The organism is Stenomitos rutilans (genome assembly GCF_059505485.1).
Map to the genome: position 1 here is coordinate 25,351 of NZ_JCACKR010000087.1, position 20,601 is coordinate 45,951.

The following is a 20,601-nucleotide window of genomic DNA, read 5'->3' on the forward strand; positions in this document are numbered from 1 at the left end:
GTAAGCGCTACCTCACGTCTAGCGGTTGCTGGGCTACTACCAGGTTGCCAATTTTAACAGGCACTCGTCAAATGCTGTCAATAGAAAACAACACTCTTATCTTAGCGGGATTTCTGATTGGGCAACAGGTGATGCGAGGTAGATCTAAAGCATCATTTCATGCCTGATAGCCCCGAAATCTCTCTTAAGAAAGAAGCAGATGAGAATACCAACGTATAAAATTGCACGTCAGTGCTCATCCAGCGAGTTAACAAAAATTGACGCTGGCCTAAGCCTTGTCTGGGGTTCTTTGCTTAACGCTTGTCTGCTCTTGACCACCAGTTCACGTTGTACCAATGAGTCTCTCCCTTTCACCCCAACCGACCAATATGAGCCAGACACCATTGACTCGACCGACTAGAGTCGATCGCATCTTGGTTGTGGATGATCTACCTGACAACTGCTTTTTGATTCAAACTTTATTGCAGCAAGAAGGCTATCACATCGATATCGCTAACAGTGGCACTGCCGCCCTTAGTTATATTGAAGCAACCCCGCCCGATTTGTTGTTGCTAGATGTGATGATGCCTGGTATGGATGGGTATGAAGTAACACGACGCATTCGCCAACATACGGGTTTACCGTTTCTACCCATCTTGTTGATCACAGCTCATGATCAACCCAGCGTTGTACGCGGTTTAGATATTGGCGCAGATGAATTTATTCGTAAACCGATTGAATTTGATGAGTTAGTCGCACGGGTGCGATCGCTGCTGCGACTTAAGCACAGTGTTGATGAGCGGGATTTGATTGCCCGTCAGCGCGAAGATTTTGTTTCTCGCCTGACGCATGATTTACGCACTCCCCTTGTCGCTGCCGATCGCATGTTAACGCTCTTCCAGCAGGGTGCCTTAGGCGAACCACCAGCAGCAATGGGTGAGGCCATCAACACGATGATCCGCAGCAATCAAAATTTGCTGACAATGGTCAACCTGCTGCTGGAGGTCTATCGTTACGAAGCTGGGCGCAAAACGCTTAATTTTACGGCAGTCAATCTGCCAGAGCTGGTTGAAACCGTGATTGCTGAGTTACAGCCATTGGCGATCGAAAAAAACTTGACGCTGACACTCGATCAGACAGTGTTACAGAGGCAGCAGGTGTTGGGAACTGTGATGGGCGATCGCATCGAGCTACGACGCGTGATTACTAACCTGCTTGGAAACGCACTCAAATTTACCGATATTGGCTCTGTGACAGTGCGCCTCTCTGTTAACAGCAGCAAGTCCATCTCCAACGCAATCGTACTGGAGGTTGAAGACACTGGCCCTGGGATTGCGATCGCCGATCAGCCCAAACTCTTTGAAAGCTTTATTACAGGTAGCCACAGACGGTCTGGCAGCGGTTTAGGGCTTCACTTATCGCGTCAAATTGTGGAAGCGCACCACGGTGAGATCACGGTCAAATCGGATGTTGGTAAAGGCAGCTTGTTTACTGTCTGTCTACCGCTACAGTCATAAGCGCTACAGTCATAAGCCATATGCTTTTGAGTTGCGCGAAATCTGCACACTGAAGAATTTGGTTGAATGAGCGCGAGGCTAACGCTGCTCGATCTAGCTTGTACGCCTATACAGCCTTGATAAAATAATGGTCTTCTTCAACGACCAGTGACCAACCATACTTAGCAAACGCTTCAGACACAAGCCTGAAAACTTCTTCTTTGGGTGTATGGAAATATGCGGATACATCAACGCTATTTTCTGAAGAAAACATCCCTGGATTTTCCCGCATAGACCTAGCAATGCCGTTATAGATAGCCTCAGCATTTGAAGCATCTTTTTCACTGACTAGCTCTTTTAATGCTTCAGGCGCTGGAACTGCATTCAAAGAATTGATGAAATCTCGTCTGGATTTCATTCCATCCTCACTCACACACATGCCTCCAAACTTCTAAGTTCTAGCCTCTACAAAAGGCTGGCTACTCTTCACAAAAACTGACAACAACAATTAGCTGTAGCGTTCTTCGGCCCAGGGTTCACCACGGCGATGATAACCATTGCGCTCCCAAAAGCCCAACGCTTCACGATCGAGAAACTCCAGGCCATTGAGCCACTTCGCACTTTTCCATGCATAAAGATGCGGCACGACCAATCGCAGGGGGCCACCGTGGTCAGCGGGAAGCGGTTCGCCAAATAACGTGTGCGCGAAGAAGTTTTCCTCACGCAGGAAGTCATCGATCGCAAGGTTCGTCGTATAGCCGCCGTAGCAATGCTCCATCAAGTGCACCGCATTAGGAGCTAACTCCACATGGCGCATAAAGTCAGTTACCTTGATGCCTGTCCACTGTACATCTAGCTTTGACCAGGTGGTAACGCAATGGAAATCGGCTGTGAAGTTGCTCTGCGGCATTGCCATGAGGTCTTCCCAGCTAAAGGCGGCTTCCTTCGCCAGCCCCCAAACACGAAGTTGCCAGCTTTGCACCTGAACGATCGGGGTATCGCCATAGGTTAACACTGGAAAACCTTTCGCAAGATGCTGTCCTGGAGGTACACGGTCTTGTAATTCCGGGTCTGGTTTCTGAAAAAACTTTCCAAGCATGGCGTTTTACGAGTGTTGCGTCAGGTTACGACTCTTCGTCTTCTTCAGCATCTGCTTGTGGGTAGATAAACCCTTCAGCACGACCCGTCAAGATCGATTTGCCGATCGACAGCGCGCGTTGTGCTTGCAGGTTTGCCTTACGCTTCCAGGTTGCCTTGCGCTGATCGCGCTTAGAGCTGGAGGTTTTCTTCTTAGGAACAGCCATGACAGTGGATGGATTAATTTGACAGCTTTTCTATTCTAGGGCATGAATTCCAAATCTATGGCGCGATCGCTGGCAATTAGCAATTCAACTTAAGCGATTCTAATTTGGTAGGGGTGTAGGGTATGAGGTGTAGGGTGTAGGCGGCAGTACATGAAGTTGACGTAGCATGATCAAGCTTTGGCACGCATTACAGGGCAATCGTCCCTTACGCCTAAGCCGCCTGCTGTTTGTGGCGATCGCGTTTGGCAGCGGTCTTTTAATGGGGTTAGCTCCCGCCCCGCTTAATCTCTTTCCATTGGCATGGGTTGCACTGGTTCCTCTGTGGCTCATGCTTTTCAAGGGTGAGCGTTCGACCACTCAAAGTATGCCCCTAGCGCGTTCAAAGGATTCCGCTTGCCGTTTGCCGCTGGTCGTTTGGCTCAGCCTTGCGTGGGGATTTGGCTACCACGGACTGGCGCTTTCCTGGATTAGGGGGCTGCATCCGCTGACCTGGCTGGGCGTACCGTGGCTGGCAAGTGTGGCGATCGTCCTCTTCTGTTGGGGCTTTATCACTCTTTGGGGCGCGGTGCTTGTTGCCCTCTGGTCATTGCTGATGCTGTGGGCTGAGCGTCTCACCCATAGAACACAGACTCCTCCTCTCTGGACAGCTTGCCGTCGAGTGCTGCTGGGTACCGCGCTTTGGTGCAGTCTGGAGTGGCTTTGGAGTCTGGGGCCGCTTGATTGGACAGTGCTGGCCTATACCCAAAGTCCGGGCAATCTCCCGTTGCTGCATGTGGGGCAATTGTCTGGTACATCTGGCATCACAGCGGCGATCGTGGCAGTCAACGGGCTTTTGGCCGAAGGGTGGATGAGCTACCAGCGGTTAGCGGTCAGCCATCAGCCGTCAGCCACCAGCAAAGCAAAACTCGCAACGGCTACGCTGCTATTACTTGCGATCGTACTTCTGGTCACGGTGCATGGACTGGGCTATGCACTCTATCGGCAGCCGTTGGCATCAGGAAATGTCGAGCCACTGCGAGTAGGCATTATTCAAGGCAATGTCCCCACGCGCATCAAGCTAGGCAGTGAAGGGATTCAAAGGGCTACTGATGGGTATACCAGTGGCTATCAGACCCTGGCGGCACAGGGAGTTGAGGCTGTGCTGACACCGGAGGGAGCGTTGCCCTTTTTGTGGAATGAACCGAACAAGCGCCGGAGTCCCCTCTATCAAGCGGTGCTGAAAAGAAGGATTGTGCTTTGGTTAGGAACGTTTACCACCCAGAAGGAGGGCGTTGCACGCAGTCTGTTGACGATCGCTGCCGATGGCTCGACCTTAAGCCGCTACAACAAAATTAAGCTTGTGCCGTTGGGCGAATATATTCCCTTTCAGCGCGTGTTGGGAAACATCATCAGTATTCTCTCGCCGATCGCCGAAAATGGCGCACCGGGAACGTTTTATCAGCAGTTTGAAACACCGTTCGGACGAGCGATCGCCAGTATTTGCTACGATTCTGCCTTCCCTGAAGTGTTTCGCGCACAAGCCGCTGCTGGTGGACAGTTCATTCTCACGGCATCGAATCTAGACCCCTACAGCGAAATACTGATGGCTCAGCATCAGGCCCAAGACATCATGCGAGCCATTGAAACCGATCGCTGGGCGGTTCGCGCCACCAATACCGGCTACTCCAGTATCGTGACACCGCATGGCAACGTCGAATGGCGATCGCAGCCACACCGCTATCAAATCCACGCAGCCACTATTTTTCGCCGCCAAACTCAAACGCTCTATGTCCGTTGGGGCGATTGGCTTACCCCTGTGCTCGTGGGATTAGGGGCGATCGCGGTAGGGTTCTCACAGCGGTTGGGTTAAGCCGTCACGTCCGGGCAGAGGGCAGAGGCTGACCGCTGAGCGCTGAGCCCTTTTCACCGCTAAGTGCGAGCCGGTGAGTTAGGATGAGTGACTAAGCAACGTTAGTAACTAGCGTTTTTCTGGTGATATCTATGACAACGACACTTCCGCTGGCTTCTTCTACGGCAGCCATTGCGCCAACGGTAGCTCCTTCGCGGTCTAGCCAGGTGACTCGCCAGCATTACCCCAACTTCAAAATTATTGTGCTGAACGATGATTTTAATACCTTTCAACACGTCACTGAGAGCTTGATGGAGCACATTCCAGGTATGACGCTCGATCGTGCCCTGGAACTCACCAATCAGATTCACCACGAAGGGCAGGCGATCGTATGGGTAGGGCCGCAGGAACAGGCCGAACTCTATCACATGCAGCTTGGGATGGAAGGGTTGACGATGGCTCCCTTGGAAGCTGCTTAGAGTGAGAGATAACTGTAAACTCATGCAAACCTACAGGCTACAATCCTTTCATCTTGCCGTCTTTTTGCATGAGTAATTCTTCCAGTGGTAGGCTCGTTCTTAACCATTCCACCCACATTCCAGGATTGATTCCGCTGTTAGAGCGACTGACTCATCAGGCTGGTATTCAAACCATTACGCCAGGTGTGATTGCGTCAGTGCGTGCCCATGCGCCCAAAATGGCATTAAAAATATCCGTTCCCATTCGAGGCGGGTTTAAGGTCATTGCACGCCAGGGCAAAACGGTGCAAGAAGTCTTCATTTTGACCTCTCTGCCGCAAGAGCAACTTGAAGCCGCGATCGAACATCTACTGAAACGACGGTAGCCATCGTCATGAAAATCCGCCTCGCCACGCCTGCTGATGTCCCTGCTGTACTGCCAATGGTGGCTCAAATCTGCGCTTTGCATGAAGCGTGGGATGCTGCCAAGTACGGTTTTTTGCCCAATCCGGCGCAGCGCTATGAGCGTTGGCTAGCGGAACAAGCAACGAGCGATCGCAGCATTTTTCTAGTGGCCGAATGCGAAAGCCCAATCAGTCAGCAACCTGGAGCCTTAGTTGCCTTTCTGGTGGGCACGATCGAAACTGAAATTCCCATCTATCGCCTGCAAGAGTATGGCTTTATTCACGATCTCTGGGTGGAGCCAGATGAACGCAAAGCAGGCCTGGGACGACAACTGGTTGAGCAAGCTCTGCACCTGTTTGCACAAAAAGGCATTCAGCAAGTGCGGCTGGATACAGCCATTGCCAATGAAGTGGCACGGCAGTTATTTCAAACGTGCGGCTTTCGTCGCAGCACGATCGAACTGCTAGCAGAGATCAAACCTCAGAACAGTTAACTCAACCATTCCTGGAGGTTTTGGCACCGCTCTAAAAGACCAGCAGTTGCCGGGTAAGCCATCTTGCATACGGACAAGAAGCAACTATGTTTGACTGATCCATTCTGGCTTAGCTAGAAGGAATCGGCGTCGCCAAGCTATGACGAAACTACTCTGGTTGCCGAATCGAAACGCGGTGTAGTGGCAAGCTTAGGACACAGGCGGCTGTTAGCAAATAAGCTAAAACGCCCGTCAGCTTCACGCTCCACAGCAGCACTTCCCATTGAGGCAAAATCAGGTGCTGCAAGCCAGCCGTCACGCAATAAACTAACCAATAGGTGAACGTCATCAACATCAAAACTCGATCGGTAATTTCCCAGTCGCTCTCATAGGCTTGGCTGCCACTAAAGAGAAGCGCGATACCAACGATCGCTGCAAAGAACGAAAGAACCGTTAAATAATCGTGCCAAGAAAGATGTGGCATGTATTTACCTAAGACGCTTAAAGCTCACAATGAACATTAGTCTAAAGGAAGAGGTGTTGTGAGATACAGCAATCCTTACAAAGAGCAATAATCCTGGTCAACTGACAAAGCTGTCAGCGATCGCCTGACCCGCCCCTGCACTAATACGGGCGAACAGCACAAAGTCCTCTAAAGAAGAATGCTAGGGGCTTTCGACCTATTTGAATGGGTTTCGCACCCGTTGGTCCAGATGTTTAATCACGAGCGGGTAGCCTCACTCCCTTCTACGCCCTATGCATCCTCGACTGTAAAACTACGATCGTCCCGTTTTAGGATTGTTGAGAAACCGCCCGTCTCGCCAAACGCCCTCAAGTCGCGTACCGTCCGCAAAGATATAAGTGCCTCTACCGTTTTGTCTGCCATCACGGAACTCACCCTCATAGCGATTGCCACTGGGGAAGGTACAAACGCCAGAGCCATTCAGCACCTCATTCCGAAAGTCACCTTCACAGCGGACACCGTTGGCGAAGGTAAAAAGCCCTCTTCCCTGACGGCGACCGTCTTGAAATGCGCCTTCAAACCGATTGCCGTCTGGAAACGTGCAAACACCAACTCCGTTGAATACGTTATTCCGAAACTCGCCCTCGCAGTAGGTCCCGTCAGCGAAGCGAAAAAGTCCTTTTCCTTCGCGTTGATTACGACGGAAATCGCCTTCGTACCGATTGCCACTGGGAAAGATGCAGATGCCTTTACCGTCGAGCAAATCATCCTTAAAGACCCCTTCGCAACGAGTGCCATTCGCAAAGCTAAACACCCCTTTCCCGTGTCGTCTGCTGTTACGTAGTTCTCCTTCGTACCGATTACCACTGGGGAAGGTGCAGACCCCTCGGCCATTGATTAAGCCATCCCGCGATCGCCCTTCGCAATAGTTATCTGTATCAGCCGCCTGTGCGATCGCTGGACGAAAGCGGGCATGATGAATGTCAACGACAGCATTGATACTGACAGAAGTTAGTACAATGATGCCGAATCGATAAACTAGCACAGGGTTAAATAAAATTTTCTTCATAAAGGGGGTGCACACTGTTGCGTGATGGTCGCCGTTTGCCGGGTCTTATCGGCGTGGGATGCTGACTCTGTTCAAGGCAAGTACTTGCTTGTCAGGATTCACACTTAACGAGAAACTGTTAAAGCTCCTGACGATCGTCTTTGCTTGGTGTAATCATCGATAACGGTAATGAACCTGGTCGTGATGCAGCGGCTTTTGCTATCAGCAGCACTTTGGAATGGTTATGGGTGTCAGAACTTAGATGTTATAGCGCACATTCTGCTTATGTCATCTTTCTACCGAGTCAGGACTTACGCAAATTCTCTAAAACTAGCCCCCCCCGCCCCCAAATTTGGGGGAGCAAGCACTCAAAGTCCCCCAGCATTGGGGGATTTAGGGGGCGACTGCGTAAGTCCTACGAGTGTCTCACACGACCTGAAGTCTCGCGCTATCTAAAGCCTGCGCTTCTAGCGATCTAGTGCTCTTTTAGCTTTTAGGACTTACGCGTTTGCCCCCAAACCCCCAATGCTGGGGGCTTTAATTGGCTCGGTTCCCCCTTTCTTATAGCTTGCTTCCCGAAGGGTATGCCCGATAGGGCTATGAATTGGGGGCTAGGGGGCGAAAGATGACCGCTTTTGCGTAAGTCCTAGCTTTGTTTCCCACTCTGCTTACAACCCTGGCAGCGTTGGTTATCACCGGGTTCGTCTAGCCCGGTCTCCGCACCTTCGCTTACGCATATCTTGCCGATTCATACCTTTGCTGTAGGATTTTTCGAGTTTGCTGATGCTTCCCTTGTTTTCGTTCCTTACCCTTGCACAGACGATCGCGGCTCCGTTCCCGCTTCCCAGCCCTTCAACTCCAACTCCGACCTCTCCCAAAGTACCACCTCCCCAGGAAATCATTCCGTCTCAAGACGAGCGACTTCCTCCCCAAGAGTCGCTACAACGCCAGGAGATCTTTGAGCCGCAAGAGCTGCGTCCCCTGCCAGGGCAACTTGACACTGTGCCAGTGTTTAATAGCAACAGCCCAGAGATGGTGCAAACCGAAGGCATCTTGCTCTCCACCTTTCCGCCTGAGGGAAAAGCAGTTCCTGCGGCCCATCTCAATTTTCCTTTTCAAGGTCGGTTTGACCTGTTTTCTCACCATATTGCCAAAGCCCGAAACCCCAGTGACACGCGCACACTTTTTCAGGGGGTGCTTGTTTATAACCCAACCTACCAACCTATTACGATCGACGTCCTCCAGGGTGCCAGCTATCTTACCCGTCCTGACGCCCAGTTTATAGAGCTACCCTCTTATGTGGATGATCCGACTGGTCGAGTGTATGCAGGTCCCGGTAGCCGCATTGTGAATGATGTGTTGCGCGGACGACGGCAGGGGAACTGGCCTGCTGTGATGGTCATTCCACCACGCCAAAGCTGGATGTTGATGAATCTGCCCATTCCAGTAGGCAACGTTGTTGCTGCATCAAACGGTCGCTCTACGTTATTGCGGTTGCGCAGCAATGGCCCCGTTTATGTGGCAAGCTTAGCCATGTTTGCGCCACTCAACCCCGATAAAACAGAGCGCAGCCCTTCTCTAGAAGAATGGCAAAACCTTCTAGTCAATGGAGGCTTATCAGGCCCTCGTGACATTCCACCCACCCCGATCGAGCGCTTGAAAGACTACGCACGCGTGATCTATGGTCGTGTAGCTGGTGTGGCGCTAGGGTCTGAATGGAAGGCAAACCTGACCGACAGCCCCAAGGCAGATTTTTTAAGCATTCCAAAGCGCGGGCATGCGTTTTCTTACGGGTTGAGCACGCTCTATCAAGGCACGTTTGGAACAGGGCAGGTACAAAGCGCATCCTTACTAGTCCGCTATGCTGATACAGCCTACCAGGCTCATGGCAACTATGGCATTCAGTACAGTCTGACCTTGCCGCTGCACAATACAACGGGGCAGCGGCAGACCGTAACGGTAGCGATTCAAACTCCGATCAAGCAAGATAAAGCGAAAGGAGGTCTGGTGTTTTTTACCCCTCCAGAAGATCGAATTTTCTTTCGAGGTCCTGTGCGGCTACGCTATACAGACGATCGCGGAGCACCCCAAACTCGCTATATTCATCTCATTTTGCAGCGAGGGCAAGAGGGCGAACCCTTGCTGACGTTATCCATGCCCAAAGGGGAGCATCGCCTAGTTCAAGTTGACTTTCTTTACCCACCCGACTCAACGCCACCACAGGTTTTGACTGTGAGAACCTTGAATGACCCCTGAGTCAATTAACAAGAACTGGTAAACAAAGGGCAGAAGAGGCAGAGGAGGATACTCGTTGACTCAAAAAACAATACCAGAGACGCTTGATCACGTTTCGGTTGTGCCCTGGCTTTACTGGCTGCTGTTGCCCATTCATCGGCTGTTTTTAAGCCTTTTCTTTGGCTCGATCGTGATTCGTGGGGTTAAGCATCTACCCACTCAGGGGCCTGTTGTGCTAGCACCCAAACACTACAGCCGCTGGGATCCATTTGTGCTGGCGCTACTCAGCGTCGAACCGCTCTGGTTTATGACCAATGCAAACCAGTTCGCTGGCATACAGGGCTGGTTTTTACAACGGTTAGGCGCTTTTCCAGTCGATGTGGAGCATCCTAAGATTGCCAGTTTTCGCTACGCGATCGAGCTGTTGCAAGCCCACAAAAAACTGATGCTGTTTCCTGAAGGCGGCATCGTGCGGGATCAGCCCTTACGCTCACTCAAACCTGGCTTAGCACGACTAGTTTTGCAAACAGAAGCCGTCATACCTGAGCCCATCAGTATCCCAATCGTACCGATCGCAATCCACTACCGCCCTACTCCAACATGGCGATCGCACATCACCATTACGATTAGGCCGCCACTTTACACGACAAATTATCGGCAGAGCGGCGATAAACAAACCGCGCAGGCAATTACCACTGCCCTCGAAGCCTCCTTGCTGGAAGGCTTGGCTGAGTGAGAAGGGGAGTAGGGTGGGGAGTGGGGAAGCAGGGAGAGCTTTGAGTAGCACCAGCGCTTTGAAAGCGACTTCGTATAGTGCGCCATACACTAAAGAGGTGTGATGCAGCCTTTCAGCGTTTATCCTTCTTATCTTTAGCCTCGCTCCCTCTGCTTCCCCTGCCCTTCAACTTCTCACCCTCACCGCAACGGCTTCACCATCCACAACGATTGCGTTTGAAAGCCCAATCCTTTGTAAAGGTTGAGCGCTGCTTGGTTTTTCTGAAAAACTTGCAGTCCAATCTGCCGATCGCCTCTGCTCATAGCCCATGCCTCAGCGTGAAGCATAAGTGCCTTACCAATACCTTTACGTCGATGCTTTGGCAGTACATAGAGCAAAAAAACGTGCGTGTGCTGATCGCCATATACCTGATCGATCGCAGTGCCTAACCAGAGGCATGCAATCGGCGGTTGTGATCGCACGGAAGTTGTTGCAGGCAGAGCGTTTAGGTTTGCCTCAGCTACAGGAAGCACCCACCAAAGCGGTGTTTCGTGCGACAAGTACTGCTCAACGGTATGTGCCAGATGGGCGTAGCTGTCGGCTGCTTCCACCTCCTGATACGTCCGCTGCATAAATTTCAACAGCAATGCGCGATCGAGTCCAGAACCCAAGCGTAAGCTGTAATCAGGAGGCAGTTGATGCAACACAAACACCCCAACCAATGGCTTAGGGCGATCGTTTTGAGCGATCGCTTCCAGAGTCAGAAAGGCAGTTTCTTGCGACTACTGCAATTGCAATAGCGCTGGATCATCTGGCAAGCCCTTTACCAAAGCCGAAAGCGCCGGAGGTAAGCCCGCGAGTGACTCTGCGCTGGGCATAGTCGCCTTCTGCGAACTAACGTCGCTCATGGGGGCAGGAGCAGCCATATCGGAGGGCAGAAAAATCCGAACGCTGACCGCAGCTAACGCCACAAAAAAGATGAGAAAGATGAAAAGCGGAGCAATGTACTGCCGAAAGAACGTCATGGAAGTAGCCGTATGAATAGTATTTAGTTCAAGTAGAAATTCTGAGACTTCACTCAAGATTTGTGAAGTTCTTAGTTACTATCGTAACGCGACATCGTTAATTTTCATCATGTGAATCGGCAAATTTCGATCGCAGTTTGCCCTCCCACGGAGCAAAAAAGGGCAGCAGTAAAAGCCCCGGCAAAGAAGCCGCCAGCGTGACTAAAAAGAAGAGTGCCCAACCTTGCTGGGTCGCACCTACTAGGTATCCATGAGCAAGTAAGGCAGGGTTTGCTTGAAGGAACGGTTGAAGCCGTTGCGCTAGCTCACCACTCGCAGGCCCCGCCATCAAATCTCTGCCCACTGCCATCAAACTGGACAGGAGTGCGAACTGCGTTGCTGAAAATTGGGGATTGCAGAGGCTCATCAGAAAGCCCAGGAAGCCAGCCGTACCTAAGCCCCCGCAAAAATTCTCCACGTTAATGGCTGCGACCATTGTAGGGTAGCTTTTACCCACTACCGCAAGAAGGTAATAGCCCAGATTACTCACGGCTTGCAGGGCACCAAAAATCCACAGCGATCGATGAATACCGATTTTGCTCAGCACGGCTCCCCCAGCCAGCGTGCCGACGATCGTGGCAATCAATCCCATACCCTGACGAATGTTACCAATATCGGCATCGGCAAAGCCAAGCCCCTTGCCACCGAGGAACGGCACAGCCATTTTGGCGACCATCGCATCACCCAGCTTAAACACGATGATGAAGATGAGCGTAAACAGAGCTTGCTGCCACCCCAGGCGACGAAAAAACTCCATAAAGGGCAGCACAACAGCCTGTCGTAACGATTCGGGGGGTTGATCGCGTTCAACAGGTTCAGGTGCCCATAGTGACGTGAGCAGCCCTGCACCCATCAGCAGCGCCATAAAGCCGTAGACCCAGGGCCAGGTAATACGGTCAGCCAGGTTGAAGGCAATCCACCCGGTAAGCAGCAGGGCAATCCGGTAGCCCAAAATGGTCATAGATGCGCCTGCACCGACCTCTCGCTCCAAAACCACGTCAGCACGATAAGCATCGATCGCAATATCTTGTGTAGCGCTTAGAAGGGCAACTCCCAACGCTGTTAGCGCCAGCAGTTGCAGATTGAACGATCGCGCCTGGGAGTCCAGCGTCGCAATAACACCCATCTGCAGGGCAATCGCCACAATCCCTGCAATGAGACCGACCTGTGCCAGCAGCATCCAGCCACGTCTGCGGCCTAAAAACGGCGGCACAAAGCGATCGAGTAGCGGCGACCAAATGAACTTCAGTGAATAGGGCAGACTGACCAAACTAAACCAGCCGATCGTACTAAGGTTCAGTTCAGCTTTGGTCATCCAGGCGCGAAAGGCATCATCCGTCAGCGCAAACGGCAACCCAGAGGCAAACCCCAACAGCAAAATAGCTGCCATCTTGCGACTTTGAAAGACCTGCAATAGCGATTGAGAAGGTTTCACGGCTGGATGAGAATTACTAGTCAAATTGATCTACATACTTGGCATCCAGCCATAATGCCATAGTTAAGTTCTAATTTCTAAAGCAAGTTCATTTTGGAAAAGATTGAACTGGCTTTTGTCGTTGTTTGCTTGAAAAAATAACTAGGGACTACACCAAAAAAACGGGCTTTCAATACAAGCACTATGGAAAAAAATATCACCTTTATTACTTAACGTTGTCGTGTCTGTATATTTTTTATATTGCTTGAATCTGAGAAACAATACCTGGAATATTCGCTATGCTGCTTTTGACTCCACAAAACAAATCTAAATTTGAATTTACATTCGTCTATCAAGAAAGTATCTGAAGCTGCCTCTATTATTATGTCGTTACAGTCTAGGGGCTGTCATCAGTCACTCATACATATGACTTGCAGCAAAGGTTCCAGCCCCTAGTCTTGTTTGTGAGGACGGGCGCGGTAAGGTTGATACTCAAGGTTTTTGAGCTTAATTGATGACGCGCCCTAAATCATCTTCGTTTATCTTTATCTAAAAATTTCTGTTCTTATTTAATTCCAAAAATCATCCAACTCATTCTTTAAATAAGACTCAATCGAGCGACTCAACGTCCACTTACTGCCTACTTTGACCTGAAGGGACACGCAGTATTGCGTCAACACTGAATTTTGTAGGGTGCGCTCTTAATCGCTATTAATCCGTTAGCTTGAATCCCTGCTAATTGGATATTGGGCAATCGTTTCTGCCGAAGCAATGCCCTCTGCATCACCCGGACTCACGTTTCCTAAGTCATTTGGTGATTAAAGTACTCAGACGTCATCAAGCCCGATCGACTAGAACGGCGCGTATAGTTCTTCAGCATATAGTTCAGGTCATCTGGCAAGAGAGATGCCGTCATCGCATCGTGAGGCGTAATCACTCCTCCTTCATATAGATCAAAGAGCGCCTGATTAAGGGTTTGGCTGCCGTCTTTGCCTTCCTCCATCAGTTGATAAATTTCTTCGATCGCACCCTTCTGGAGATAATCTCGAATGGTGTCGGTGTTGAGCATAATTTCTAAAGCTGCTGTGCGTCCGCCGTGAACGGTAGGCACCAGGGCTTGAGCAATTACCGCACGGAGGGCATCCACAATTTGAATGCGTACCGTTTCTTGCTCTTCAGGTGTGTAGAAGTTGAGCAACCGTTTGAAGGCATTAACAGACCCTTTGGTGTGCAGAGTACCTAAGACCAAATGCCCGGTGAGAGAAGCACGAATGGCAGTATCAACGGTTTCCCGATCGCGCATCTCACCAATCAGAATAATATCGGGATCTTGTCGCAACGCACCTCGCAGCGCATCTTTAAACTCCTGGGTGTGCAGCCCCACTTCCCGTTGAGTGACCAATGATTGGTTAGAAGTGTGAACATACTCAATCGGATCTTCGATCGTTACAATCTTGCGCGGCAAGGTTTCATTCACATGCCGGAGCATCGCTGCCAGCGAGGTTGATTTGCCGGAGTTGACCGACCCCGTCACCAAAATCAGTCCTTGCCGTTCCTCGGCTAGCACGCCCAAAATATCCGGCAGTCCCAATTTCTTCAGCGTGGGTACATCCAGCGAAATCAAGCGCAGCACCATTGCGCCGCCCATGATCGACTGCGAACAGTTCACCCGGCAGCGCACCATGCCTTCGTAGAGAATGGCGGTGTCCAGTTCTTGCCGTGTCTGAAACTGTTCTTGTTGCGCGGGCGATAGCACTTCTTGCAGGAACTCTTCAAATTGACGCGCGGTGATCTTGCCGTAAGACTCCTGCTTGACCATCTTGCCCTGAATCCGAAACCGCACAGGTTCGCCAACCTGTAGATGAATGTCAGACGCACGCTGCTTACACGCATCTTCTACCATGACTTGCACAGTTCCTTGACGCTGCACATCACGTCCTGGCCCATCGAGCGCGATCGCGTTGAGACTCATCGCCTCCGTTCCCTGTGCTGTTGGCCCACAGTTGATGCGACCCTGCATAAAGCCGGGAATGCGGACATCAACGTCTAGTTTGCGCACATCAAGGTAGTGCTTGAGTTGCTGAGGCGTCAGCACTTCTTGAAGGTAATGCCGAAATTGCTCTGGCGTCAGTGGCGCGAGATGATCTTGCGGCAGGAGTTTACCGCTCATGCGATAAAACGGTGGACGACCTGGTTGAAGGTATAGCGCAGTTGCTCCACGGTCATAAGCGTCTTGAATGACAAACCGGATGGATGTACTGGCATCAGGTTTCGATCCGGTAGAAGCATTAGTAGCAGTCATAACACGTGGCTTCCCAAGCGAGGAGAAAGTGAAGATGAATTTCAGGGACTCGTATCAGAATGTCGTGCTAAGAGCGATCGCGAGTGGTTGAACCATAGCACTGAGCGAATAACTGGAAAGAACGGCTTGAAGAATGACTGTATTGTATTTCACGCTGCCAGCCCATCACAAAGCCCTGACATTAGTCAGGCACAGCGCCTCGTCCTGGTATGACTGCACCTGATTACCCAAACGCTGTCATAAACAACCCTATCTAACCGATTCATCAGCATTTCTGCAATCGAAAGAGGTGATGAACTAAGAGTATAGTCTGTTAAAGGTGAGTCATCAGACTAGGAGTTGTTTCACGGGTGGAAGCGGCAAGCTGAGATCGCTACTTCTGCAATCTAATTTACCCTGCTCCGGTAAAGCACTATCACATAAGCTTTAGTGAAGTTTGATGAAATCTTCATCAAGCACTATGGATAATGACAGTTTTGATGACGGAATAGCTCCAGAGCCATCAATGACTCACGCCTTTGCCAGTGCACGCGTGGATCGCCCGTCACTCGCCTATAGCTATGCCACCAGCAGCACAACGGCATAGGCCGAGATACCTTCTTCACGTCCCGTTGCATCCAGTTTTTCGTTTGTAGTGGCCTTAATGCCGACTTGATTCGGTTGGAGCTTGAGAGCCGTAGAAAGACGATCGCGCATGGCTGCAAGATGCGGCTTTAGCTTTGGGCGCTCAGCTACTACCACAGAGTCAATATTGCCAATCTTCCACCCCTCCGCTTGAATCAAGCGATCGACCTGCATGAGCAACGCGACACTATCTGCGCCCTTCCATTTAGGGTCGGTCGGCGGAAAGTAGTGCCCAATATCACCCAGGCTCAGCGCGCCTAACATGGCATCCATAATCGCGTGCGTTAATACATCGGCATCACTGTGCCCCAGTAAGCCCAACTCATGCTCAATTTCAACCCCGCCCAGAATGAGTGGACGATCGCGCACCAGACGATGTATGTCGTACCCATTGCCAATCCGAATCTTCGTCATCAGCCTACAACGCTCAACCTTTCGATTATAGGGTGAGGCACGTAGTCAGCTAGCAGTGGAAGTCTGTGGGGGAGTTTTGAGTTTTGAGTTTTGAGCGGTCAGCCACCAGCGGTCAGCGTAGAAGTTTTGAGTTTTGAGTTGCAAATTGTCCCCCTGCCTCCTCTGCTTCCCCTGCCCCCGACCTCTGACTTCTTCTGCCCTCTACCCTAAGCGATCGGCACCAAGTCCGCATAATCTGCCTTCAAGTCAGCTTCAGTCAGACAATCAAGCGAGTCTTGCGGTGTCCAGAGGAGTTCAAATGCCAGCAGGAAACGCGATCGCACGAGCGAAATATCCTCCAGCACATCGCGCAGCAGTGACGTTGAATAAATCTCATTAAAAAGCGGTTGATCATCGGCAGTACCTAGCACCAGGGTCACGACAATAAAAGCTGGATCGGTATTGGCGTTTGGCGCTTCGGCTGGTTGTTGGCTAATCACTCCATTCACGTTGGTCAAGGTTTCGGCGCTAAATTTAGCGCGTTCTTGCAGCGAAAACTTGTTGAAAAGGGCTTCTGCCTCTTCGCGGCTGTCAACCGTCTGGGAACAGGCTAAAACGTGCGTCCAGAAGTCAGCGTTTTCTAGCAGGACAGTTGCCGTCTCTTGCAGCAGTTCAAACAGCCCCTCTGGAGTAGCCGTATTTGCCCGTAGCGCGATCGCTGAAAACTGGGTTTGAAGGCGCTTAGCACGCGATCGGAGTGCCACTTGTAGCCTGCTAACTGTCACAATGTCATTGACTAGTTCCAGGCTGTCAGCAGATTCTTGCTCTGACGGTTCTTGTAAATGGTTCATAGCACCCTGTTGCTCAGCGTCCGCTGACTTTAGCTTGGCGTATCTGCATGTCTGTATTTCTATAAAGTTGCAAATCTATAACGTTGCCGCATGAGTAAAAGGGTAGGTTTGCAAGCGTTGAGAGGCGATCGCGTGCGCTTAGCCAACCATCACGGCTCAGCCAAATTTAAGTGCTTTCAGCATTCCCTTTCTGCCCTCGCCACAAGCTTTTGTCTGCATCAACACGGCATACTTACAGTTGCACCATGTCTGTGTACTCGGTCAGCAGTTCATCGTAGGTAAGGCTGTCAGATGACTCTTGCGGGCTCCACAGTAGCTCAAAGGTCATCAGGTAATCAGACGGGAGTGAGGCCAACTGCTCTAGTACATGGCTCAAGTCTTCCTGCGTTCTCACCTGGTCAAACAGTGGCTTATCGTTAGCGGTTCCCACCAGCAACGTCACCACAATATAGGAGGCAGGGTCTTCTTCGGGGTCAGGCTTGAAGCGATCGCTCTGGCGCACTCTACCGCCTACGTTCGTCAAAGTCTCGACGCTAAACTTGCTCCGCTCGGCGATCGACAGCTTGTTGAATAAAGCTTCAGCGTCTTCTCGACTTTTGACTGTTTGGGACTCTGCCAGAACGTGTGACCAGTTTTCTGGCATTCTTAGCAGCGCTAAAGCCGCCTCTTGCACCAATTGCAGCAAACCTTCTGATGTCTCTGTATCAACGTCCAGGCTAAGTTCAGTCAGCTCTGTTTGAATCTCGCGGGCCTCTGCTAGCAGTGCTACTTGAACTTTGCTCACCGTGACAATGTTGTTGTCCAATTCGGTGTTGCTGGCGGCTCCATCTGAGCTACGCATGGCTTTAAACACGAAGAAGGCAATTCCAAAGCCTACGATCGCAACCACAACAAGGATGAAGAGTGCGACCATCCAACCCACAGCCGAATCGTCTGTTGAAGCCTGACTGTTGTTAGAACCGCTGCTGTTAGAGCCATTGTTGTAGCCGTTACTGTAGCCATTGTTGCGGTAAGGGTCGTTGTAAACACCTGGGCCTACGGGTACAGGCACAATCACAGGGCCGCTGCCGCCGTTATAGTAGCGATCGCGCTGGTAAGACGGGCTGTTACTGCGGTTAAAACTGCTAGACCCTGACGAGCTAGAGCCGGACGAACGCGACCCCGACGAACTAGAACCCGTTGAACGCGAAGGGGTCGAACGAAAGGAACCACCACCACTACGCCCACCACTGCTACGAGCGTCAGCGGCAGAATCAAGCGTCAGGTGTGAACTGGTGGTCTCTGTAGGGGGGTGAATGGTAATTGTGCTCGCCAGTAGCGCGCCTACCGCAATGGCACTATAGCGCCGAAAGCCTGAATGTCCCATGAGTTGAAGTTATGGATATATGTCCGATCGCAAACTGTCACGCCTGACCCTATGACACCATTGTAGGCAATCTGCTTTAGGCCATCTTGTCTTGCTACGATTCTTGACTGAGATGATCAGCCAGCCATTGATTGTAGAGGTCAGGGCGGCGATCGCGGGTGCGTTCAATTTGCTGTGATTTGCGCCATTGCGCGATCGCCTGGTGGTTCCCTGATAGCAACACGTCTGGTACACCCCATTCCCGAAACACAGGCGGACGCGTGTACTGCGGAAAATCAAGCAGCCCATCTTCAAAGCTCTCAGCCTTAAGGGATTCCACCTTGCCAACGGTGCCCGGTAACAGACGGATGACTCCATTCAGCAGTGCCAGGGCTGGAATTTCACCGCACGTCAGCACAAAATCTCCCAGCGAGACCTCGCGGGTCACTAGATGCAGCACGCGCTCATCCACCCCTTCATAGTGTCCACAGATGATGACAAGCTGATCACAGTCGATCGCTAACTGCTGAAACATCGGCTGTCGCATGGGTTCACCTTGAGGTGTCATCAACAGCACCTCGCGTCGGGGCAGGACAGGTAAGGATTCTACAGCCGCAAAAATCGGTTCTGGTTTCATCAACATCCCCACCCCACCGCCATAGGGTTCATCGTCTACGCGATGATGCTTGTCCGTCGTAAAGTCGCGGGGATTGGTAAGATACACCGTAGCGATCTGCTTCGCCAAGGCTTTGCCTAGCAAGCCCGAACTTAAGGGTGACGCAAAAAAATCGGGAAAGAGCGTGACAAGATCAAAACGCATTGCCGGGAGGAAGGGGGGAGGGGAAGGGATGAGTGATGAAGGCTAAAGGATGAGTGATGAAGGCTGACCGCTGACCGCTGACCGCTGACGGCTTGAATCTTAATTGACCGTTTTAACCCTAGCAGTTGGATGAAAAGATTGAATAAAATCCTAGTGTCAGTTAGCTTACGTTTCCACGATCTGGCATGATGAAGCCTGAGAGCGCGAAAGGCTTTAAGGTGCGGTTTGCACCTGTGACGATTGTGCTTAACGTCACTACTCTCAGTCCTTGCAATCGTTTTGCCAAGCAAACACTATGATGAGGACAATGAGCGAGGCACGCGGCAATATGGATAAAGGCAGCGTTTACACCTCAGTCGTGAAACTATGGGAGCGCTTTTTTCCGATTGCGCCCAATCTTGTAGCGTCGCAAATTGAAGCTACGTCACAAATTGAATTTCAGTTCCTTGGAGAGAACATGCCCCAATCTACGAAAACTGCCATCATGGTGATTGGGGGAGCAGAAGATAAGGTTCACGGACGGGAGATTCTGTACAACTTTTTTGGTCGTTCAGGGTCTACCGAGGCTCGCATTGCGATTATTCCGTCTGCTTCCCGTGAGCCTGCCATTATTGGCGATCGCTACCTGACAATCTTCGGTGAAATGGGCGCAAAGGGCATTGAAATTCTAGATATCCGCGATCGGGAACAGTGTGAAGATCCCCTGATGCAAAGTTACGTCGAAAACTGTACAGGCGTTTTTATGACGGGTGGCGACCAACTACGCCTCTGTGGGCTTTTGGCCGATACACCGCTCATGAAAACAGTGCGGGAACGGGCACGACGGGGTGAGATCACGCTGGCTGGGACGAGTGCAGGTGCAGCCGTCATGGGCCACTATATGATTGCAGGCGGAGGGAGTGGCGAATCACCCAATCGGGCGTTAGTCGATATGACGACGGGTTTAGGCATCATTCCCGAAGTCATCGTGGATCAACATTTTCACAATCGCAACCGGATGGCTCGGTTGATGAGCGCGATCGCAGCCTACCCTGATCGTATGGGCATTGGCATTGATGAAGATACCTGTGCGCTATTTGAGGGGGATGGTACGCTGCAAGTCATTGGCAAAGGAACCGTGACCATCTTAGACCCAGGCGAGCTCTGTTACACCAATCACGCTAAGGTAGGTGCAACTGATCCGCTTAGCATTGGCAATCTTCGACTACACATCTTAAGTCACAGCGATCGGTACGATTTTCAGAAGCGGATGCCGTTCTTTCCTGGCTGCGGGATCGTTTAGCGATCGTCCAGTGACGGTAATCACGTCTAAAACGGCTGGTTGTGATCCATGCTCGTTCCATTAGCGGCTTCTAATCAAGCAATGCCTGACCAAGCGAATCTTA

21 protein-coding genes are annotated in these 20,601 nt (G+C 51.2%); 8 read left to right on the forward strand and 13 right to left on the reverse strand.

Annotated elements, in window-relative coordinates; all coding sequences use genetic code 11:
* Positions 1 to 335: 335 nt before the first annotated feature.
* Complete coding sequence (locus tag AC5JLP_RS15585) at positions 336 to 1,496, forward strand: sensor histidine kinase (protein ID WP_496068842.1); 1,161 nt, start codon at positions 336 to 338, stop codon at positions 1,494 to 1,496.
* A 106-nt stretch (positions 1,497 to 1,602) separates the two neighbouring features.
* Here AC5JLP_RS15585 and AC5JLP_RS15590 read toward each other — a convergent pair whose 3' ends face one another.
* The 3 genes from AC5JLP_RS15590 to AC5JLP_RS15600 all read right to left on the reverse strand — a co-directional run bounded on the left by AC5JLP_RS15590 (position 1,603) and on the right by AC5JLP_RS15600 (position 2,779).
* A complete protein-coding gene (locus AC5JLP_RS15590; RefSeq protein WP_496068843.1) occupies positions 1,603 to 1,908 on the reverse strand; it encodes a hypothetical protein in 306 nt (101 codons plus the stop codon).
* 75 nt (positions 1,909 to 1,983) lie between these two features.
* A complete protein-coding gene (locus tag AC5JLP_RS15595) occupies positions 1,984 to 2,574 on the reverse strand; it encodes a sulfite oxidase-like oxidoreductase (RefSeq protein ID WP_496068844.1) in 591 nt (196 codons plus the stop codon).
* A gap of 25 nt (positions 2,575 to 2,599) precedes the next feature.
* Positions 2,600 to 2,779 (reverse strand): 50S ribosomal protein L32, encoded by a 180-nt coding sequence (locus tag AC5JLP_RS15600; protein ID WP_496068845.1) that lies wholly within the window; start codon positions 2,777 to 2,779, stop codon positions 2,600 to 2,602.
* A 166-nt stretch (positions 2,780 to 2,945) separates the two neighbouring features.
* Here AC5JLP_RS15600 and lnt point away from each other — a divergent pair, with 166 nt between their 5' ends.
* The 4 genes from lnt to AC5JLP_RS15620 all read left to right on the forward strand — a co-directional run bounded on the left by lnt (position 2,946) and on the right by AC5JLP_RS15620 (position 5,963).
* Positions 2,946 to 4,628 carry an apolipoprotein N-acyltransferase gene (gene lnt / locus AC5JLP_RS15605; RefSeq protein WP_496068846.1) on the forward strand — a complete coding sequence of 561 codons (1,683 nt, stop codon included), beginning with the start codon at positions 2,946 to 2,948 and terminating at the stop codon, positions 4,626 to 4,628.
* A 131-nt stretch (positions 4,629 to 4,759) separates the two neighbouring features.
* Positions 4,760 to 5,086 (forward strand): ATP-dependent Clp protease adapter ClpS, encoded by a 327-nt coding sequence (gene clpS, locus AC5JLP_RS15610; RefSeq protein WP_496068847.1) that lies wholly within the window; start codon positions 4,760 to 4,762, stop codon positions 5,084 to 5,086.
* A gap of 68 nt (positions 5,087 to 5,154) precedes the next feature.
* Entirely contained in the window at positions 5,155 to 5,451 is a 297-nt protein-coding gene (locus AC5JLP_RS15615) for a DUF2103 domain-containing protein (protein ID WP_496068848.1), read from the forward strand.
* An 8-nt stretch (positions 5,452 to 5,459) separates the two neighbouring features.
* Entirely contained in the window at positions 5,460 to 5,963 is a 504-nt protein-coding gene (locus tag AC5JLP_RS15620; protein ID WP_496068849.1) for a GNAT family N-acetyltransferase, read from the forward strand.
* Positions 5,964 to 6,111: 148 nt separating this feature from the next.
* Here the strand turns inward: AC5JLP_RS15620 and AC5JLP_RS15625 are convergent, their stop codons facing one another.
* Both AC5JLP_RS15625 and AC5JLP_RS15630 read right to left on the reverse strand, forming a co-directional pair.
* Entirely contained in the window at positions 6,112 to 6,426 is a 315-nt protein-coding gene (locus tag AC5JLP_RS15625; protein ID WP_496068850.1) for a hypothetical protein, read from the reverse strand.
* A 292-nt stretch (positions 6,427 to 6,718) separates the two neighbouring features.
* Positions 6,719 to 7,474, reverse strand: a complete 756-nt coding sequence (locus AC5JLP_RS15630) for an MORN repeat-containing protein (protein ID WP_496068851.1) — start codon at positions 7,472 to 7,474, stop codon at positions 6,719 to 6,721.
* 762 nt (positions 7,475 to 8,236) lie between these two features.
* Here AC5JLP_RS15630 and AC5JLP_RS15635 point away from each other — a divergent pair.
* Both AC5JLP_RS15635 and AC5JLP_RS15640 read left to right on the forward strand, forming a co-directional pair.
* Positions 8,237 to 9,709: a DUF3370 domain-containing protein gene (locus AC5JLP_RS15635; RefSeq protein ID WP_496068852.1), complete on the forward strand. Its 1,473-nt coding sequence runs from the start codon at positions 8,237 to 8,239 to the stop codon at positions 9,707 to 9,709.
* A 55-nt stretch (positions 9,710 to 9,764) separates the two neighbouring features.
* Positions 9,765 to 10,424: a lysophospholipid acyltransferase family protein gene (locus AC5JLP_RS15640; RefSeq protein WP_496068853.1), complete on the forward strand. Its 660-nt coding sequence runs from the start codon at positions 9,765 to 9,767 to the stop codon at positions 10,422 to 10,424.
* 179 nt (positions 10,425 to 10,603) lie between these two features.
* On the opposite strand, the gene AC5JLP_RS15645 is transcribed toward AC5JLP_RS15640, so the two are convergent.
* The 8 genes from AC5JLP_RS15645 to trmD all read right to left on the reverse strand — a co-directional run bounded on the left by AC5JLP_RS15645 (position 10,604) and on the right by trmD (position 19,216).
* Positions 10,604 to 11,110 carry a GNAT family N-acetyltransferase gene (locus AC5JLP_RS15645; protein ID WP_496068854.1) on the reverse strand — a complete coding sequence of 169 codons (507 nt, stop codon included), beginning with the start codon at positions 11,108 to 11,110 and terminating at the stop codon, positions 10,604 to 10,606.
* A 75-nt stretch (positions 11,111 to 11,185) separates the two neighbouring features.
* On the reverse strand, positions 11,186 to 11,428 hold the full coding sequence (locus AC5JLP_RS15650) for a DUF8624 family small hydrophobic protein (protein ID WP_496068855.1): 243 nt from the start codon (positions 11,426 to 11,428) through the stop codon (positions 11,186 to 11,188).
* A 97-nt stretch (positions 11,429 to 11,525) separates the two neighbouring features.
* Positions 11,526 to 12,902 (reverse strand): AmpG family muropeptide MFS transporter, encoded by a 1,377-nt coding sequence (locus AC5JLP_RS15655; protein WP_496068856.1) that lies wholly within the window; start codon positions 12,900 to 12,902, stop codon positions 11,526 to 11,528.
* A gap of 781 nt (positions 12,903 to 13,683) precedes the next feature.
* The gene (locus tag AC5JLP_RS15660; RefSeq protein WP_496068857.1) at positions 13,684 to 15,183 is read right to left on the reverse strand and encodes a type IV pilus twitching motility protein PilT; all 1,500 of its coding nucleotides are present in this window, start codon (positions 15,181 to 15,183) and stop codon (positions 13,684 to 13,686) included.
* A 558-nt stretch (positions 15,184 to 15,741) separates the two neighbouring features.
* A complete protein-coding gene (gene ispF / locus AC5JLP_RS15665) occupies positions 15,742 to 16,221 on the reverse strand; it encodes a 2-C-methyl-D-erythritol 2,4-cyclodiphosphate synthase (RefSeq protein WP_496068858.1) in 480 nt (159 codons plus the stop codon).
* 206 nt (positions 16,222 to 16,427) lie between these two features.
* A complete protein-coding gene (locus AC5JLP_RS15670; protein WP_496068859.1) occupies positions 16,428 to 17,051 on the reverse strand; it encodes a DUF1517 domain-containing protein in 624 nt (207 codons plus the stop codon).
* A gap of 232 nt (positions 17,052 to 17,283) precedes the next feature.
* Positions 17,284 to 18,417, reverse strand: coding sequence for a DUF1517 domain-containing protein (locus AC5JLP_RS15675; protein WP_496068860.1), 1,134 nt, complete (start codon positions 18,415 to 18,417; stop codon positions 17,284 to 17,286).
* Between the two features lie 94 nt (positions 18,418 to 18,511).
* Complete coding sequence (trmD, locus tag AC5JLP_RS15680) at positions 18,512 to 19,216, reverse strand: tRNA (guanosine(37)-N1)-methyltransferase TrmD (RefSeq protein ID WP_496068861.1); 705 nt, start codon at positions 19,214 to 19,216, stop codon at positions 18,512 to 18,514.
* A 295-nt stretch (positions 19,217 to 19,511) separates the two neighbouring features.
* Between trmD and AC5JLP_RS15685 the strand changes: the two genes are divergently transcribed.
* Positions 19,512 to 20,498: a cyanophycinase gene (locus AC5JLP_RS15685; protein WP_496068862.1), complete on the forward strand. Its 987-nt coding sequence runs from the start codon at positions 19,512 to 19,514 to the stop codon at positions 20,496 to 20,498.
* Positions 20,499 to 20,601: the final 103 nt, after the last annotated feature.

Bases quoted from the DNA above. Each gene is read 5' to 3' on its own strand.
- AC5JLP_RS15585 (WP_496068842.1), top strand. From the start codon at position 336: ATGAGTCTCTCCCTTTCACCCCAACCGACCAATATGAGCCAGACACCA.
- AC5JLP_RS15595 (WP_496068844.1), bottom strand. From the start codon at position 2,574: ATGCTTGGAAAGTTTTTTCAGAAACCAGACCCGGAATTACAAGACCGT.
- AC5JLP_RS15600 (WP_496068845.1), bottom strand. From the start codon at position 2,779: ATGGCTGTTCCTAAGAAGAAAACCTCCAGCTCTAAGCGCGATCAGCGC.
- lnt (WP_496068846.1), top strand. From the start codon at position 2,946: ATGATCAAGCTTTGGCACGCATTACAGGGCAATCGTCCCTTACGCCTA.
- clpS (WP_496068847.1), top strand. From the start codon at position 4,760: ATGACAACGACACTTCCGCTGGCTTCTTCTACGGCAGCCATTGCGCCA.
- AC5JLP_RS15615 (WP_496068848.1), top strand. From the start codon at position 5,155: ATGAGTAATTCTTCCAGTGGTAGGCTCGTTCTTAACCATTCCACCCAC.
- AC5JLP_RS15620 (WP_496068849.1), top strand. From the start codon at position 5,460: ATGAAAATCCGCCTCGCCACGCCTGCTGATGTCCCTGCTGTACTGCCA.
- AC5JLP_RS15625 (WP_496068850.1), bottom strand. From the start codon at position 6,426: ATGCCACATCTTTCTTGGCACGATTATTTAACGGTTCTTTCGTTCTTT.
- AC5JLP_RS15630 (WP_496068851.1), bottom strand. From the start codon at position 7,474: ATGAAGAAAATTTTATTTAACCCTGTGCTAGTTTATCGATTCGGCATC.
- AC5JLP_RS15635 (WP_496068852.1), top strand. From the start codon at position 8,237: ATGCTTCCCTTGTTTTCGTTCCTTACCCTTGCACAGACGATCGCGGCT.
- AC5JLP_RS15650 (WP_496068855.1), bottom strand. From the start codon at position 11,428: ATGACGTTCTTTCGGCAGTACATTGCTCCGCTTTTCATCTTTCTCATC.
- AC5JLP_RS15660 (WP_496068857.1), bottom strand. From the start codon at position 15,183: ATGACTGCTACTAATGCTTCTACCGGATCGAAACCTGATGCCAGTACA.
- ispF (WP_496068858.1), bottom strand. From the start codon at position 16,221: ATGACGAAGATTCGGATTGGCAATGGGTACGACATACATCGTCTGGTG.
- AC5JLP_RS15670 (WP_496068859.1), bottom strand. From the start codon at position 17,051: ATGAACCATTTACAAGAACCGTCAGAGCAAGAATCTGCTGACAGCCTG.
- AC5JLP_RS15675 (WP_496068860.1), bottom strand. From the start codon at position 18,417: ATGGGACATTCAGGCTTTCGGCGCTATAGTGCCATTGCGGTAGGCGCG.
- trmD (WP_496068861.1), bottom strand. From the start codon at position 19,216: ATGCGTTTTGATCTTGTCACGCTCTTTCCCGATTTTTTTGCGTCACCC.
- AC5JLP_RS15685 (WP_496068862.1), top strand. From the start codon at position 19,512: ATGATGAGGACAATGAGCGAGGCACGCGGCAATATGGATAAAGGCAGC.